General features: G+C 64.2%; 11 protein-coding genes. 10 read left to right on the top strand and 1 reads right to left on the bottom strand.

Annotation, left to right across the window (positions count from 1 at the left end):
• Positions 1 to 3 precede the first annotated feature (3 nt).
• The 10 genes from AC4PS6_RS10115 to AC4PS6_RS10070 all read left to right on the top strand — a co-directional run bounded on the left by AC4PS6_RS10115 (position 4) and on the right by AC4PS6_RS10070 (position 14,235).
• Positions 4 to 1,293, top strand: a complete 1,290-nt coding sequence (locus tag AC4PS6_RS10115; protein ID WP_014720496.1) for a DotU family type VI secretion system protein — start codon at positions 4 to 6, stop codon at positions 1,291 to 1,293.
• Positions 1,290 to 4,790: a type VI secretion system membrane subunit TssM gene (gene tssM, locus AC4PS6_RS10110; protein ID WP_336827099.1), complete on the top strand. Its 3,501-nt coding sequence runs from the start codon at positions 1,290 to 1,292 to the stop codon at positions 4,788 to 4,790. Before AC4PS6_RS10115 ends, tssM begins: the two co-directional genes overlap by 4 nt.
• Positions 4,787 to 5,440, top strand: coding sequence for a type VI secretion system-associated protein TagF (gene tagF, locus AC4PS6_RS10105; protein ID WP_014720494.1), 654 nt, complete (start codon positions 4,787 to 4,789; stop codon positions 5,438 to 5,440). Before tssM ends, tagF begins: the two co-directional genes overlap by 4 nt.
• On the top strand, positions 5,441 to 6,160 hold the full coding sequence (locus AC4PS6_RS10100) for a PP2C family protein-serine/threonine phosphatase (RefSeq protein ID WP_003195541.1): 720 nt from the start codon (positions 5,441 to 5,443) through the stop codon (positions 6,158 to 6,160).
• Positions 6,157 to 9,135: a serine/threonine-protein kinase gene (locus AC4PS6_RS10095; protein WP_336827098.1), complete on the top strand. Its 2,979-nt coding sequence runs from the start codon at positions 6,157 to 6,159 to the stop codon at positions 9,133 to 9,135. The genes AC4PS6_RS10100 and AC4PS6_RS10095 overlap by 4 nt, the downstream gene beginning before the upstream one ends.
• Positions 9,135 to 9,839 carry an ABC transporter ATP-binding protein gene (locus AC4PS6_RS10090; protein WP_336827097.1) on the top strand — a complete coding sequence of 235 codons (705 nt, stop codon included), beginning with the start codon at positions 9,135 to 9,137 and terminating at the stop codon, positions 9,837 to 9,839. Before AC4PS6_RS10095 ends, AC4PS6_RS10090 begins: the two co-directional genes overlap by 1 nt.
• Positions 9,839 to 11,023, top strand: coding sequence for an FtsX-like permease family protein (locus tag AC4PS6_RS10085; RefSeq protein WP_122365592.1), 1,185 nt, complete (start codon positions 9,839 to 9,841; stop codon positions 11,021 to 11,023). The genes AC4PS6_RS10090 and AC4PS6_RS10085 overlap by 1 nt, the downstream gene beginning before the upstream one ends.
• Positions 11,016 to 12,728 (top strand): formylglycine-generating enzyme family protein, encoded by a 1,713-nt coding sequence (locus AC4PS6_RS10080; protein WP_020302847.1) that lies wholly within the window; start codon positions 11,016 to 11,018, stop codon positions 12,726 to 12,728. The genes AC4PS6_RS10085 and AC4PS6_RS10080 overlap by 8 nt, the downstream gene beginning before the upstream one ends.
• Positions 12,729 to 12,812: 84 nt before the next feature.
• Positions 12,813 to 13,736 carry a type VI secretion system-associated lipoprotein TagQ gene (tagQ, locus tag AC4PS6_RS10075; protein WP_336827096.1) on the top strand — a complete coding sequence of 308 codons (924 nt, stop codon included), beginning with the start codon at positions 12,813 to 12,815 and terminating at the stop codon, positions 13,734 to 13,736.
• A gap of 124 nt (positions 13,737 to 13,860) precedes the next feature.
• The gene (locus AC4PS6_RS10070; RefSeq protein ID WP_003195530.1) at positions 13,861 to 14,235 is read left to right on the top strand and encodes a hypothetical protein; all 375 of its coding nucleotides are present in this window, start codon (positions 13,861 to 13,863) and stop codon (positions 14,233 to 14,235) included.
• A gap of 129 nt (positions 14,236 to 14,364) precedes the next feature.
• On the opposite strand, the gene AC4PS6_RS10065 is transcribed toward AC4PS6_RS10070, so the two are convergent.
• A complete protein-coding gene (locus tag AC4PS6_RS10065) occupies positions 14,365 to 15,765 on the bottom strand; it encodes an aminoacyl-tRNA deacylase and HDOD domain-containing protein (RefSeq protein WP_014720489.1) in 1,401 nt (466 codons plus the stop codon).
• Between the last annotated feature and the right edge of the window lie 56 nt (positions 15,766 to 15,821).

The following is a 15,821-nucleotide window of genomic DNA, read 5'->3' as shown; positions in this document are numbered from 1 at the left end:
GCGATGCATCCCAATGATGATGACCGCACCCAGTTCATGCCGCGCCCGGGTGGCCGAGAACCTGCACCCGCGCGTGCCGAACCTGCGCCGCTGTCGATGCCGGCTGCGCCGATCCTCACCGGCAAGAGCCAGGGCCTCAACCCGCTGGAAAGTGCCGCCGGCCCGTTGCTGGCGTTGTTGACGCGGTTGCGCAACACCATTGCCCATCCCGCGCCGGCCAGCCTGCGTGCGCAGTTGCTGGCGTACCTGCGCCAGTTCGAAGAGCGCGCCGAAGCCGCCGGTGTGGCACGCAATGAAGTGCTGTTGGCCCGTTACGCGCTGTGCACTGCCTTGGATGAAGCGGTGCTGAGCACGCCGTGGGGCAGCACCAGTGACTGGGGTAAGCAGAGCCTGCTGATCACCGTGCACAACGAAGCCTGGGGGGGTGAAAAGGTTTTCCAGTTGCTTGACCACTGTCTGCAAAGCCCACGGGAGCGCCTGTACCTGCTGGAGCTGTTGTACCTGTGCATGTGCCTGGGTTTTGAAGGGCGTTACCGCGTGATGACCGACGGGCGCAGCCAGTTGGAAGCCTTGCGTGAACGCACCGCCGCAGCGATACGCAGCGCCCGTGGCGAGCACGAGCGTGAGCTGTCGCCGCACTGGCGCGGTGTAACCGTGGCCCGTGATCGCCTGGCGCAATTCATGCCGCCATGGATTGCCGTGGCGATTGGCTTGGCGCTGCTGTTGGCGTTGCTGTTCGGCCTGCGCCTGAAGCTGGCCTCGGACGCCGAGCCGGTGTTCAAGAATATTCATGCCCTGGGCGAGATCCCGGTGCAGGCCATCGACCGTCCGGTGGCGCAGCCCAAAGTGATTGAGCGCCCGCGCCTGGCCGGGTTCCTGGCCGACGACATCAAGGCCGGCCGCGTGGCGGTGGAAGACAAGGTCGACCGCTCTGTCGTGACCATTCGTGGCGATGAGCTGTTCGCCTCGGCCAGCTCCAGCATCGTCGATGACTACCAGCCGCTGATGCTGCGCATCGCTGACGCCATTCGCAAGGTCAAGGGCCAGGTGCGTGTCACCGGGCACAGCGACAACCGCCCGATTGCCACGTTGCGTTTCCCGTCCAACTGGGCGTTGTCCGAAGCCCGGGCCAAGTCGGTGCTGGCGATTCTCGCGGCCAAGACCGGCCAGGCCGAACGCTTCAGCGCCGAAGGCCGCAGCGACACCGAGCCGTTGGCCACCAACAGTACTGCCGAAGGCCGTGCCCGCAATCGTCGGGTTGAAATCACCGTATTGGCGGAGGGCGTCGAGTGAAGGCGTTTTTCAGTTTCATGATTCGCTGGGTGATCCCCGTGCTGGGCCTGATTGCCCTGAGCCTGATCATCTGGTTTGTTGGCCCGCTGCTGGACGTGCTGGTGCCCGAAGGGCGCCGTTGGGCGCTGATCGTGCTGGTGTTTGCGCTGTGGGTGGCCTACCGCGTGTTCCGCATTATCCAGGCCCGTCGCCAGGCCGCCGAAGTGATGCGCAGCCTGGCCGCAGAAACCCCGGTCGACCCCAACAGCGTTGCGACCGCCGAAGAGCTGTCCACGCTGCGCCAGCGCATGGACGAAGCCCTGGCACTGCTGAAAAAGGCCAAGCTGGGCGGCGATGAGCGCCGCAACCTCTACGAGTTGCCGTGGTACGTGATCATCGGCCCGCCGGGCTCGGGCAAGACGACCGCGCTGGTCAATTCCGGGCTGCATTTCCCACTGGCGGCGCAATTGGGCGCCGGTGCGGTGCGGGGCGTGGGGGGGACGCGCAACTGCGACTGGTGGTTTACCGACCAGGCCGTATTGCTCGACACCGCTGGCCGCTATACCACCCAGGACAGCAACTCCACGGTGGACAAAGCCGCCTGGCTGGGCTTTCTCGACTTGCTGAAAAAGCAGCGTGCGCGCCGGCCTATCGACGGTGCCTTTATCGCCATCAGCCTCTCGGATCTGCTGCTGGGCACCGACGCCGAGCGCGCAGCCCATGCTGCCGCGATTCGCCTGCGCATCCAGGAGCTGTATACGCAACTGGGCGTGCGTTTCCCCATCTACCTGATGCTCACCAAGCTCGACCTGGTGCCGGGCTTCATGGAGTTCTTCGACAACCTGAGCAAGGAAGAGCGCGCCCAGGTGTGGGGCATGACCTTTGCCCTGGACGACGGCAAAAACAGCGACAGCCCGCTGGCGCACCTGCAAAGCGAATTCGCCGGCCTGGAGCAGCGCCTCAACGAACGCCTGGTCGAGCGCTTGCAACAGGAACGCGACCCGGCACGACGCGACCTGATCTACGGCTTCCCGCAGCAGTTCGGCACGTTGAAAGATTGCCTGCAAAACTTCCTCGAAGGCGTGTTCAAACCCAACGCCTTTGAAGAGCGCGTGTTGCTGCGTGGCGTGTACTTCACCAGCGGCACCCAGGAAGGCAGCCCGATTGACCGCCTGATCGGTGCCATGGCCCAGAGCATGAACCTGGACCGCCAGCACCTGGCGCGCCAGAGCGGCACCGGGCGCAGTTACTTCATCGAAAAACTGTTCACCGCCGTGGCCTTTGCCGAGCGCGGCCTGGTGGGGGTGAACCCGAAAGTCGAGCGGCGCCGCAAGTGGATCGCCCGTGGCGTACTGGCGGCCACCGTCGCGCTGGTGGTGGTGGTCAGCGGCCTGTGGTGGGTGAGCTATCGCGCCAACCAGGCATATATCGCCCAGGTCGATCAGAAGGTCGCGCCCCTGGGCCAGACCGTACAGAACCTGAGCCCGGCACAGCGGGAAGTGCTCGCCGTGCTGCCGTTGCTCAATGCGGTGAAGAACCTGGCGGGGGATTCGCCGAGCTGGTCCGAAGGGCTGGGGCTGTACCAGGGCGATATGCTCGAAGCCGAGTCCGCCAGCGTGTACCGCAAACTGTTGATCGCCGTGTTCGCGCCACGCCTGGTGACGCGTATCGAAGAGCAACTGCACGGCGGCGGTAACTCGGACTTTCTCTACGAGGGCCTCAAGGCTTACCTGATGCTCGCCGACACCGAGCATTACGACCCGGACTTCATCAAGGCCTGGATCGCCCTGGACTGGGACCGCAACCTGCCCCGCGACCTGCCGGCCGACCAGCGTCAGGCCCTGGCCGGGCACTTGCAGGCGCTGTTCGAACGCCACCCGCCGAGCGCACGCCTGGACCCACGGCTGATCGACGATTTGCGTCGGCAGTTGCAGCAATTGCCGGTAGCCCAGCGCGTGTACGACCGCGTCAAGCGCCAGAAACTGCCCGAAGGTATCCCGGACTTTCGCCTCAACGAAGCCGCCGGTCGCGATGCCGCGCTAGTGTTCAGCCGCAAGAGCGGCAAGCCGTTGGGTGAGCCGTTGAGTGGTTTCTTTACCGCCAAAGGCTATCGCCAGGCGTTCTTGCTCAGCAGCTTGAACCAGACCGGCACCCTGGCCGAAGAGCAATGGGTGCTGGGCCATGAACAGGCCGACCAGCAGAACGTGGTGAGCCTGGCCGCCGACGTGCGCCGTTTGTACTTCCAGGATTACCAGCGCCAGTGGGACGCGTTGCTCGCCGACATCGACTTTGTGCCGATCACCAGCGTGGCACAGGCCGCCGATGTGCTGCGGGTGATTTCCGGTCCCACCTCGCCGCTGAAAAAGCTGCTGGTGGCGGTTGCCAGGGAAACCGACCTGCAAGCCGAAGAACGCCAACTGGCCGCCAAAGGCGTGCCGGTGGAAGGCGGCGTGGACAAGCTCAAGGAGCGCCTCGGCAGTTTGCTGGGCGAGGCGCAACCGACGGCGAATGCACCGGCACCGGCGGATGATCCCGTGACCGCGCACTTTGCCGAACTCAACAGCATCGTCAGCAAAAACGAAGGTGAACCGGCGGCCATCGACGGCCTGCTGTCGGACATGAATGCACTGTATGTGCAGGTCAGTGCCATGGTCGGTGCCAGCGGCGATGCCTTGCTCGGTGAGGCCAAGAACCAGGCGGCGGCTGCGGCCACGCGGGTCAGCCTGAACGCCGAGCGTCAGCCGCCGCTGGTGCAGGGCATGGTCAAGTCGGTGGTCAATTCCACCACCAACAGCATGATGGGCGGGGTGCGTAACCAGCTGAACGCGGCCTGGGTCAGTGAGGTGGTCAACGTGTATCGCCAGTCGTTGGCCGGGCGTTACCCGATGTCGCCGGGCAGTGCGCGGGACGCCACCCTGGATGACTTCGGCCAGTTCTTCGGCGTGGGCGGGGTGATGGACAACTACTTCCGCAAATACCTGCAGCCCTATGTGGACACATCGGCACAGACCTGGCGCTGGCAACCTGGGGCGGCGCAGAAGCTGGGGATTGCTCCTGGCGTGCTGCAAACCTTCCAGCGTGCGGCGTCGATTCGGGACGCGTTCTTCCGCTCCGGTGGCACCCAACCCATCGTGCGTTTCGAACTCAAGCCGGTGTCGATGGACCCTACCATCACTCAGTTTCTGCTTGACCTGGACGGCCAGCAATTGAGCTACGACCACGGCCCGAGCCGGCCGGTGGCGATGCAATGGCCGAACCCGGGCAGCATTGGCGTGGTGCGTATTTCCATCATGCCCCCGTCGGCCAGTGGTCGCTCCGGCATCACTCTGGACGGCCCGTGGGCCTGGTTCCGTCTGCTGGAGCAATCAGACCTCACCGCAGGCAACTCGCCGGATCGTTTCAACCTGCGCCTGCGAGTCGATGGCGCGAGCATCGCCTACGAGTTGCGCGCCAACAGTGCCTTCAACCCGTTCAAGAGCCGCGTGCTCAGTGGCTTCAGCCTGCCGGAGCGGCTATGACGGCCCTGGGTTTCTACGGCAAGTTGGCCAGCCGCGGGGACTTCGTCAGCCGCGCCTTGCCGCAGAGCTTTATCGGCCCGTGGGACAGCTGGCTGGCGGCGGGTTTGCTCGCCAGCCAGAACAGCCTCGGCGCTGACTGGCTGAATGCGTACCTGGTCAGCCCGTTGTGGCGCTTTGTGCTGGCGCCGGGCGTGTGCGGGCCGGACGCGGCGGCGGGCGTGGTGATGCCGAGCATTGACCGGGTCGGGCGTTACTTTCCGCTGGCGGTGGTGACCTTGCTGGATCACGACACCAACCCGGCGTCGCTGGTGGGCGGTTCGGACGCCTGGTTCGAGCAGGCTGAAACCTTGTTGCTCAGCACCCTCGACAGCGGTGCGACCTTCGAAAGCTTCAACGCCGGGCTCGACGAGTTGGGTGTGCCGGCCAGCGAGCCGCGGGCGGTGGACAGCCGTTTCGCCGGCCTGCAAAGGGTGGCAGCCACCGTGCCGCACCAGCGTATGACCGCACTGGCCGAACAGGCATGCGAGGGCGCAAGCCTGTGGTGGGGGCGAGGCTCGCAGCGTATCTCCCCCGGTTTATTACGGTGCCAGGGCCTGCCTGCCGCCAGCGATTTTGCGCAGTTTTTGCTCGGACAAGAAGGTGTGGTGTAGATGGGCGTGACGTACGAATCCGCGAGCAAAAGCCATGTGGGCATGGTTCGCCAAGTCAACGAAGATGCCTTTCTGGATCTGCCGGAAAACCGCCTGTGGGTGGTGGCCGATGGCATGGGCGGGCACGCGGCGGGCGACTATGTCAGCAGCTTGATCGTCGACAGCCTGCGCCATGTGCCGCTGGGCCGCTCTCTGGATGAATACTCGGCGGCGCTGCGCAATGACCTGCTGCGCATCAACGCGGCCGTGCGCGAAGAAACCGCCAACCGTGGCGTGACCATGATGGGCAGCACCGTGGTGGTGTTTGCCGCGCGCGGCTTGCGCGGGGTGTGCCTGTGGGCCGGCGACAGCCGCCTGTACCGCTTGCGCGACGGCGTGCTGGAAAGCATTTCCCGCGACCACAGCTACGTGCAAGACCTGCAAGACAGCGGCCTGCTCAGCGAAGCCGACGCCCGCACCCACCCGCGCTCCAATATCGTCACCCGCGCCATTGGCGTTGAGGCCCAGTTGGACGTCGCCTCGGTGGACCTGTTGATCGCTCCCGGCGACAGCTATTTGCTGTGCAGCGATGGCCTCAACAAAACCGTCGAAGACCACGAAATCCGCGAGGTGCTCAGCCATGACGCACCGGATGAAATCGTGCGCAGCCTGGTGCACTTGGGCCTAAATCGCGGCGCACCGGACAACATCACCACCCTCGTCGTGAAGGTCTCGTCATGAACATCGTCATCCCAGGTTATGACATCGAAGGCGAGATTGGCGAAGGCGCCATGGCCAGCGTGTACCTGGCGACCCAGCGCTCGTTGGAGCGCAAGGTGGCGTTGAAGGTGATGGCGGCGGCGCTGGCGGCCGACCCGAGTTTCTGCGAACGCTTCCTGCGCGAGGGCAAGACCCTGGCGCGCTTGTCGCACCCGCACACGGTGACCATCCATGACATCGGCAACGTCGGTGAGCTGTATTACATGGCCATGGAATACCTGCCCAACGGCACGCTCAAGGAGCGCATCGCTGCTGGGCTGACCCCGGAGCAGGGCGTGACGCTGATCCGCCAGATTGCCTCGGCCCTGGGCTATGCCCATGCCCAAGGGCTGGTGCACCGCGACGTCAAGCCGGCGAACATTCTGTTTCGCGCCGATGGCACGGCAGTGTTGTCGGACTTCGGGATTGCCAAGTCGCTGGACGATCGCACCCAGTTCACCCAGGCCGGGTTTGCCGTGGGCACGCCGAGCTACATGAGCCCGGAGCAGGCGCGGGGCCAGGAGATCGATGGCCGCGCCGACCTCTACGCGCTGGGCGTGGTGCTGTATGAAATCCTCGTCGGCAAGCTGCCTTATAACGGCACCGATGCGCTTTCCACGGCGCTGGCGCACCTGACCGAACCCTTGCCGGAATTGCCTGTGCACCATGGGCGCTATCAGGGCGTGCTGCGCAAGTTGTTGGCCAAGGACCCGGCGGAACGTTATCCGGATGCGGCAGCGTTGTTGTTGGCGCTGGATCAACTGCCGGCTGATGAATCGGATGCCACGCTGGTGCGGCCGCTGCCGATTCCATTGAGCTTTGATCTGGCGGGTATGACCCCTGTCACCATCGACATTCCGACGGATAAACCGCAGCCGCAGCCAATAGTGCGTCAACCGGTGGTGACGCCGACGCAGCACAATGCCCCGTCCGAGCAGCGCCGTGGGCCGGTATTGGCTTTGGCCGCCGTGGCAGTCGCCGTCGCGTTGGCCATTGGTGGCGCCAGCTACTGGTGGTTGAGCGGCGGCGATGAACCGGCCAAGCCGCCAGCCGCCGTGGTGCCCAAGGTGACGCCGCCCCTGGCTGTCGCTGAAGTGGATGGCGGTCAGCGCCCGTTGCTGATGGCAGGCAAGAAAACCTTGTTCCAGCGTGTACTCAGCAAACCCGGCGCCCAGCTTTCAGCGGACGCCGGGAGTACGCCGGGTAAAGCGCTGCCGGCGTTTTCCGTGCTCTACGTGTACCAGCGCAAAGAGGTCGATGGCAGCCAGTGGGTACGCGTCGGCGCGGCCACTGATGGTCGCAGCGACGGTTGGCTGCCAGCCTCCCAGGTCAGCGACTGGAAACAAAGCCTGGTGCTCAAGTTCACCGAGCGCTCCGGCCGGGCTCCCGTGATGTTCCTGCGCCAGCCCGGTGAGGTGGAAAAACTGCTGGCCGACCCTGCCGCAGCGAAAAGCGCCTTGGCCAAGGCGCAGAACAACCGTGAAGACAACCAGCAAGTCCTGGCCCTGGAACCCACCGCCAGCGCGGTGCCGCAGAACCAGTTCTACCTGTTGCCGATCTTCGATTCCAAGGAGAGCTTCGACGACAACGGCCAGCCGGTGCAGTTGCTCAACGTGGCCTCCATCGACCCAGGCAGCCGCGCCGCTGCCAGACCCGCCAGCCCGACGCTCAGCGCCAATGCCGACGCGTTCCGCACGGCGGTGGTGCTGGTGGTGGACACCACCGTGTCGATGCAGCCTTACATCGACCAGATTCGCGACGTGGTGCATGAGCTGCAAACCCGCATTGCTGAGCGTGGCGAGTTGGACAGCGTCAGCTTCGGCATGGTCGGCTTTCGCAGCAGCATCCAGAAAACGCCGGGCCTTGAGTATGTCGCCAAGACCCTGATCAGCCTCGACCAAGGCCGCGACCCGCAGCGCTTTCTGGATATGGCGCGCCAGGTCAAAGCGTCGACGGTGTCCAGCCACTCGTTCAACGAAGATGCGTTTGCCGGGGTGATGCAGGCAGTGGACGGCATGGATTGGTCCGGCTACGGCGGGCGCATCATCCTGCTGGTCTCCGATGCCGGCGCGCTGCGCAAGAACGACCCGTTCGCCGCCACCCAGATGAACGAAGCGGAAGTGCGCCAGGCGGCGCTGGGCAAGCAGATCAAGATCTACGCGCTGCACCTGCGCACCGATGCCGGCAAGAAAACCCATGCCGGCGCCGAGAGCCAGTATCGCGTCCTCACCGCCGACGCCAACCCGCAGATCGGCGACCTGTACACGCCGGTGCCAGGGGGCGATGTGCGCAAGCTGGGTGAGCGCGTCGATGAGATCGGCACGGTGTTCGCCAACCTGGTGCATCAGGTGCGCAGCAACACGCCGCAGCCCGTGCCGTTGCTCAGTGCCGCGCCGAGCCTGGCGGACAAGTCCGCCGCCGTCGGCTATGCCATGCACATGGACTTTCTCGGGCGCAAGACCGCGAGCCAGGCACCGCAACTGGTCAGCGCCTGGACGGCGGACCGCGACCTGACCAACCCGGCGCTGCCAGCGTTCCAGGTGTGCGTGATGTTGACCAAGCTGCAACTCAACGACCTGCAACAATCGTTGAAGTTGATCGTGGATGCGGCGCGCAAGACCCAAAGCTCGCCCAAGGATTTCTTCCAGGAAATCGCCAGCGCCTCGGCCTATATGAGCCGCGACCCGCAGGCCCTGCGCAAGGGCGGCAACCTGGCTGACGGCGGCCTGCTCGGTGAATACCTGGAGGGCCTGCCGTACCGCAGCAAGTCGCTGAACATGACCCAGGACCTGTGGTTGTCATTGAGCGTGGCCGAGCAGGAAGACTTTATCGACGAGCTGGATTCGAAAATCCGTCTGTATGAAACCTTCCATAACGACGTGGCCAACTGGGTCCGTTTCGGCGATGCCGAACCGGGCGATGCGTTGTATCGCGTGCCGCTGTCGACGCTGCCGTAATGTTGAACCTGAGCGCGGTGCACAAGAGCCGGGGCGTCGGTAGCCGGCGCTACAGCCTGGTGATCCCTGCGTTGCAGCTGGGCGCGGGTGAACAACTGGCAATTGTCGGCCCCAGTGGTTGCGGCAAGAGCACCTTGCTCGACCTGCTGGCGCTGGTGTTGGCGCCGGATCAGGTGGGGCAGTTTGCATTCAACCAACACGACGTCGGCGCGCTGTGGCGTGCCGACCGGCAATCGGCGCTGGCCGCGTTACGCAGCCAGCACTTGGGCTATGTGCCGCAGACCGGGGGGTTGCTGGGGTTTCTGGACGTGCGCGGCAATATCGCGCTGTCGCGCCAACTGCTGGGCTTGCAGGATGACGGCCGCGTGGCGCGCCTGGCTGAGCAGTTGCAGATCAGCGATCAGTTGGCCAAGCGCCCGGCGGCGTTGTCGGTGGGCCAACGCCAGCGGGTCAGCTGTGCACGGGCCCTGGCCCATGGGCCGCAACTGGTGCTGGCTGATGAGCCGACGGCGTCCCTGGACCCGCTCAACGCCGAGCGCGTGATGCAGGCGCTGCTGGCCCAGGCCCGCGAACACCGTACGGCCTGTGTGATCGCCACCCATGATGAACCGCTGGCCCGCGCCAGTGGCTTGCAGGTGCGGCGTATCAGTTGCCAGCGCGATCCAGACGGCGGTATCACCGCAACCCTCGGGGAGGCGTGCTGATGCGCATCGGCCTGGTTGCTTCGCTTGCGTGGCAGGACTACCGCAACGATGGGTGGTTGTCGGCCTGTTCGGTGTTGGCATTGGTGGCGGTTATCGCGCCATTGCTGGTGTTATTCGGGCTGAAATTTGGACTGGTTAGCAGTTTGACCGAACGCTTGGAGACCGACCCCGCCAGCCGTGAAATCATCCCATTGGGCGGTGGTCGATTCAGCGCGGCGTTTATCGCGCAATTGGGTGAGCGCAGCGAGGTGGCGTTTGCTGTGCCGCGCACACGGCAAATTGCCGCCACGGCGCAGGTGGGCACCCTGACCCTGGAAATGCTGCCGACTGCCGCAGGCGACCCGTTGTTGGCAGGCTTGCCGATGCCCCACGGCCTGGACCAGATCGTGCTCAGCCATACCGCCGCCGAAAAGCTCGCGGCAAGGCCCGGTGACTGGCTGGAAACCAGCTTTGCGCGGCAAGTGGCGGGGCGCGTCGAGGCCCAGCGCACGCGGTTGCAGGTGCTGGCGGTGTTGCCGCTGGAGGCCTTCGCTCGCGAGGGCCTGTTTGCCGATCTGGCGTTGTTGGAGGCAGCGGAAGATTATCGCGATGGCCGTGCGGTGCCGGCGTTGGGTTGGGCCGGTGAGGCGGCGAGCGTGAGCGAACAGCGTATCTACCCGGCGTTTCGCCTGTACGCGCGCAGCCTCAGTGATGTGGAACCGTTGCGGGTGTATTTCGCCGGGCAGAACCTGTTGGTTTCAACCCAGGCGCACACCATCGCTCAAGTGCAATCGTTGAGCCGCAACCTGTCGATTGTGTTCTGGATCATCGCCGGGTTGGCGTTGGCCGGGGCGTTTGCGGCGATTTTCGCGGGCACCCTGGCGGCGGTGGCGCGTAAGCACCGTGAACTCTCGGTGTTGCGCCTGCTGGGGTTTTCCACCGCCGCCTTGTTGCTGTTTGTGCTGCTGCAAGCGCTATACAGCGCGGGTTTTGCCGCTGTGCTCAGCGTTGGGCTGTATGGCCTGGCTGAGGCGGCGTTGAACAAGCTTTTTGTGCAGGTGCCGGGCGAGTACGCCAGCCACCTGTTGGCGCGCCATTATGGCCTGGCCCTGGTGGCGGTGCTCGGTGTCAGTGCCGTGGCGGCCGCCTGTGGTGGTTGGCGGGTGGCACGTATCCAGGCTTCTGAAGGAATCAGAGATGTATAAATTACTGGGCGCCTGCGTGGCGCTGAGCCTGGCCTCGCTGGCCTGGGCCGATGAGGCAAGTGACAAGCTCGACAACCCCAAGCCGTTGCCGGACGACGTGAGCCTGCCGCTGCCCTGCGAAGGTAACATGGTATTCCGCTACGCCTACATCCTGGCCCAGGGCACCCTGGATGACCGTGAAATCAACCTGGGCTACCCCTTTGCCGAAGGCGAGGCGGGTTATCAGCAGTCGTTTATTTCCGGCTACCGGCGCGACTTCATCAACGGCCAGTTCACCCTCAAGGACTTGCCCAAGGACTGGAGCAAGGTCATCGCGCCGCAGATGCCGAAGACCGACGCCAAGACCCCGCTCAAGCCCATGCTGTACTTTATCGGCAAATACGAAGTGACTGCTCGCCAGTACGCCCAGGTTATGGCCCAGGCGCAATCCCTGGCCAGCGGAGAACCGGCTCCCGCATGTGAGGCGCCCAGCGGCATGGCCGGGCGTTTGCCCAAGGTGAAACTGTCGCGCTTTGAAGCCGAGCGTTTCTCGGCGGTGTACAGCGCCTGGCTGATGAAATACCACCGCGAACTGCTGCCGGTAAGCGGGCGCGGTGCGTCGGCCGAAGACGGCGGCCTGGGTTTTGTGCGCCTGCCCACCGAAGTGGAGTGGGAGTACGCCGCACGCGGCGGCCAGGCGGTGAGCCGCCAGGACCTCGAAGGCCGTCTGTATCCACGGCGCGCCGAGGGCAGTGAAAGCGATGGTCCGCTGGCCGATTACGCGGTGTTCAACCAAGTGGCCGGCGGCACCGGCCAGGCGGCGCGGTTGATGCCCATCGGTACCAAGTTGCCCAACCCCATCGGCATGTTCGACGTGATCGGCAACGCCGCGGAAATGGTCCAGGAATCCTTCCAGCTGGTACACGCTGGCCGCCGCCAGGGCACCTACGGCGGCTTTGTGGTCAAGGGCGGCAACTACCTGGAAGGCGAGGGCACGTTGTTCACCGGCATGCGCCGCGAATATCCGTTGTTTGCCGCTGATGGCACCGAGCAAAGCAACGAGACCACCGGCTTTCGCGTGGCGATTGGCGCGTTGTCGGCGCCGCGCTCGCGCTACAAGGAATTGTTTGCCCAATGGCAGAAGGAAGGCCGCCTGGCCGCGCTGACCGATGCCATCGACGACGCCCAGGACCCGACCAAGCGCCTGGACAGCATCATCGCCGCCAGTGTCGATCCCAAGCTTCAAGCCGAGCTGGGCCTGGTCAACGAAGAGCTCAAGCGCAACGTGTCGCTGATCGCCCAGCAACGCGAAGAAGCCGCGGGCAATTTGATCCAGTCGGCGGCGTTGGTGGCCGAGACCATCAGCAACTACAACATCCGCCTGGCCAACCTGCAGAAGAGTCGCCAGCAGGCGGTGGACAGCAAGGACGAGGCCAGCGCGCAGCTGTTTGACATGGCCATTACCAATGGACGCAGCGCGTTGGACGGCGCGGTGGCGATTTACATCGACAACCTGGCCACCGGCACGCGCTACACCGATGCGGTGATCCAGGCGCAGTTTCAACGGATCAAGGAAGAGTTGGATCGCAAGCCAGTGCTCGGCAAGAGCCTGGTGACGCGCGCGACACTGTTCGTTCGCCATGTCGGCAACTACCGCAAGCAACAGCGGGCCGACCCGGCAACGATCTTGAAGGAATTGCTCGCAGCGAGCGGTCAGCGGTCTTGATCGTTGGCTGTCTAGCGAGCTTGGAAGGGACTCAGGCGGCGGTGGGCCGTGCTGGGCAAGTCAAACTTAACAGAGATCACATCTATGCTTTTTTCCCGTAAGGCGGTTTCCAAGCGTCACCTGCTGCTGATCGCAGCTGGTTTCAGTACCGTGTTGACTGGTTGCGCTACGTCGCCTGCATCCAAGGTGGCGTCGAACACCAAGGTCGAGTACTACCCCAACTGCTACGAGCCGGTGCAGCACCTGCGCGCCACCGATTCGGACATGACCAAATCGGTCGTCACCGGTGCCGCGATCGGCGCGGCCGGCGGTGCCCTGCTGGGCGCGCTGACCGGCGACAAGGACAGCCGTGGCCGCAATGCCGCGATCGGTGCCGCAGGCGGCGCCCTGGCTGGCGGTGCGGCGGGTTACTACACCGAGCGCCAGAAACAGATCACCGATGACAACCAGCGCATCGCGTCCTACTCCACCGACTTCAACAAAAGCGCCTCGGACATCGACCGCAGCACCGCCTATGCCAAGGCCTCGCAGCAGTGCTACCAGAGCGCATTCACCAAGCTGGTGGCTGATCGCAAGGCCAAGACCGTCAACGACACCGAAGGCCGCAAGCGCCTGGCGGAAATCGTCGCGGGCCTGAAGGAATCCAATGACCTGATCGTGACGGTCAACGGCAAGGCCAGCGAAGACCTGAACAACTACACCCAGGCGTACGAGAAAGACCTGCAACAGGTCGGCGTACAGCGCAGCGATGTGGTGACCGTGGCCACCGCCGATACCACGCCAGTGGCCGCTCCGGCCAAGGGCAAGAAAGCCGTCAAGCCAGCCAAGAAGCCGGTGCTGCCGACAGTGCCGAAAGAAGCGGTAACCACCGAACGTAGCATCCAGACCGTGCAGGCCAAGCAAGCTGAAAGCAAGCAGGTCGCCAGTGCGGGCAAGACCCAGATCGAAGCAACCTGCCGCAATCCAAACCTGGCCGATTGGGCGCCAGTGCCATGTCCTAACGTTTAAGTACTTGTTGCTATAAGCGTTAAACGCCAACCGATCTGCGCCTAAAGCGCGAGATCGGTGGCGTTCTTTTTGCAAATCGTTACACTGCTGCGGCCACTCCAATAAATACACCGAGGCCGTGTGCATGAAATTTCGTCTTCTCCTGTGGGTGCTGGGCCTGATGATGGGCAAAGCCAGCCGCACCAACCCCGCCTTCCAGCAGCAACTGGGTGACAAAGACCTGGCCTTCCAGCTGCAGACCCTCGACGGCAAGGTTGCCCGTCACTTCATCGTCAAAGACCAGCGCATCACCAGCCGCTCAGGTGTCCACCCGGCGCCGGCCTTCGCCATTGCCTTCAAGGATGCCGCCTACGGCTTCGCCACGATGCAGGCGAAGAACAAGCAACTGGCGTTCATGACGGGGATTCAGGACAAGTCGATCCAGATCAAGGGCAACCCGGCACTGGTGATCTGGTTCCAGGGGCTGACCAAGTATTTGAAGCCGAAGAAAAAGAAGTAGGCGGTCAGGTAGACCGAGTTGAATTCATCGCAGGCAAGCCAGCTCCCACAGTTGACCCTATTTCAACGTTGGAACGCGGTCACTGTGGGAGCTGGCTTGCCTGCGATAGCGGTGTAACAAGCGCCAGATTTACCCCTGGCTGAACTGCGAAGCCAATTCGCGCAACAGCACTTCGGCATCCAGCACTTTACCGACCACATCCTCCGCCTTCTCGCGGCTCAAGCCCAGGCGCTCAAGCAATGCGTCCGGAATGGATTCATCCGGCCCGGAGCCAATCCCCCGGCTGCGCAAAAGGCGCACCGCCAGGCACACCAGGTTCGGATACTCGGCGTATTGCCCGTCGTACGTCGGGTCGTGCTGGAAGCGCAGGGCGGTGCACAATTCGTCCGGCATGTCCCAATAGCGCATCAGCCAGGCGCCGATCTGTTCGCGGCTGATGCCCAGCAAGTGTTGCTCGACGTAGCTGTGGCACAGGTGCGGGTTGACCTCCAGGTGCCGGCAGATCAGCGAGAAGTGGGGCGGAAACACGTGGGCCAGCAGCAGATAGCCGAAGTTGTGCAGCAAACCTGCCAGGTAGGTCAGGCCGGCTTCCGGGCGCTGGGCGCGGGGCATGGCACGGGTCAGGCCTTCAATCACGGCGGCGGTGTAGATCGACTGGTGCCAGTACGGCGTGGACAGGTGCGGGCGGTCCTTGGGCAGGCTCAGGGTTTTGCCCAGGGCCAGGCCCAGCGCCAGGTTGATCACAAGATCAAAGCCCAGCACGCGCACGATGGCGTCTTCGACTGAGCGGATCTTGCCCGGCGAAGCGTAGTAGGGCGACGCGGCCCAGCTTACGACCTGGGCGGCGAGGGCCGGGTCGGTTTCCACCACGCCGGTGATGTCGTCGATGGTGGCATTGGGATCGACGCGCAGCTTGATGATCTTCTGCGCGGTGTCGGCCAGCGGTGGAATCTCGATGGTCGCTTCCAGGCGCTGCTGAATACGACGCGCGGTGAAGGCTTGCATCGCCTGGGTGATTTCCTCACGGTCATCATTGGGGCGGTCGAGATTCGGGCGGATGTTGCTCAAGGGTTCCCCGAACTGCGCGGCGCTGGCCTTGGTGAGCAGGCTCTTGAAGGCGTCGCTGGGGATTTCCAGCAACAGCCCGGCTTCGCCCGAATGCACCAGCAGGCTCGGCTCATTGAGCAAGCGGCCTTCGTACAGGCACGGCGAACTGGTCAGGGGCGGCAAACCCGGCAGCAGGCTCAGGTCATGCTTGCCCAGCATGCGCTCGACACGCTCGGGGGCGACGGCCGTGAGGCGGCGACCGGTGAGTTCGGCGAGGCGGTTGAGGTCCAGCAACTGGCTTTGGGGGAACAGCACCATGAGCGCGCCAACCGCATCTTCAAGCAACACCGCCTGGACCTTTTGTGCAGGGTTCAGGCCAGGCTGTTCGATGACTTCCGTGTAGGGGATGGCGAGCTTTGCGAGCAGCGCCCGAATGACCGGCGGGGCGGTCAGTGGGGCTGTGGCGAGGGCAACTTCTGACATGGCCTGATCCAATTTCTTACATTCATTGGAGTATAACCAGCTTGATACGGGTGTTG

It is taken from the genome of Pseudomonas sp. DW-iso17 (assembly GCF_058725345.1).
This window is presented reverse-complemented; position numbering and strand designations above follow the sequence as displayed.

Bases quoted from the DNA above. Each gene is read 5' to 3' on its own strand.
- tagF (WP_014720494.1), top strand. From the start codon at position 4,787: ATGACGGCCCTGGGTTTCTACGGCAAGTTGGCCAGCCGCGGGGACTTC.
- tagQ (WP_336827096.1), top strand. From the start codon at position 12,813: ATGCTTTTTTCCCGTAAGGCGGTTTCCAAGCGTCACCTGCTGCTGATC.
- AC4PS6_RS10095 (WP_336827098.1), top strand. From the start codon at position 6,157: ATGAACATCGTCATCCCAGGTTATGACATCGAAGGCGAGATTGGCGAA.
- AC4PS6_RS10080 (WP_020302847.1), top strand. From the start codon at position 11,016: ATGTATAAATTACTGGGCGCCTGCGTGGCGCTGAGCCTGGCCTCGCTG.
- AC4PS6_RS10085 (WP_122365592.1), top strand. From the start codon at position 9,839: ATGCGCATCGGCCTGGTTGCTTCGCTTGCGTGGCAGGACTACCGCAAC.
- AC4PS6_RS10100 (WP_003195541.1), top strand. From the start codon at position 5,441: ATGGGCGTGACGTACGAATCCGCGAGCAAAAGCCATGTGGGCATGGTT.
- AC4PS6_RS10070 (WP_003195530.1), top strand. From the start codon at position 13,861: ATGAAATTTCGTCTTCTCCTGTGGGTGCTGGGCCTGATGATGGGCAAA.
- AC4PS6_RS10065 (WP_014720489.1), bottom strand. From the start codon at position 15,765: ATGTCAGAAGTTGCCCTCGCCACAGCCCCACTGACCGCCCCGCCGGTC.
- AC4PS6_RS10090 (WP_336827097.1), top strand. From the start codon at position 9,135: ATGTTGAACCTGAGCGCGGTGCACAAGAGCCGGGGCGTCGGTAGCCGG.
- AC4PS6_RS10115 (WP_014720496.1), top strand. From the start codon at position 4: ATGCATCCCAATGATGATGACCGCACCCAGTTCATGCCGCGCCCGGGT.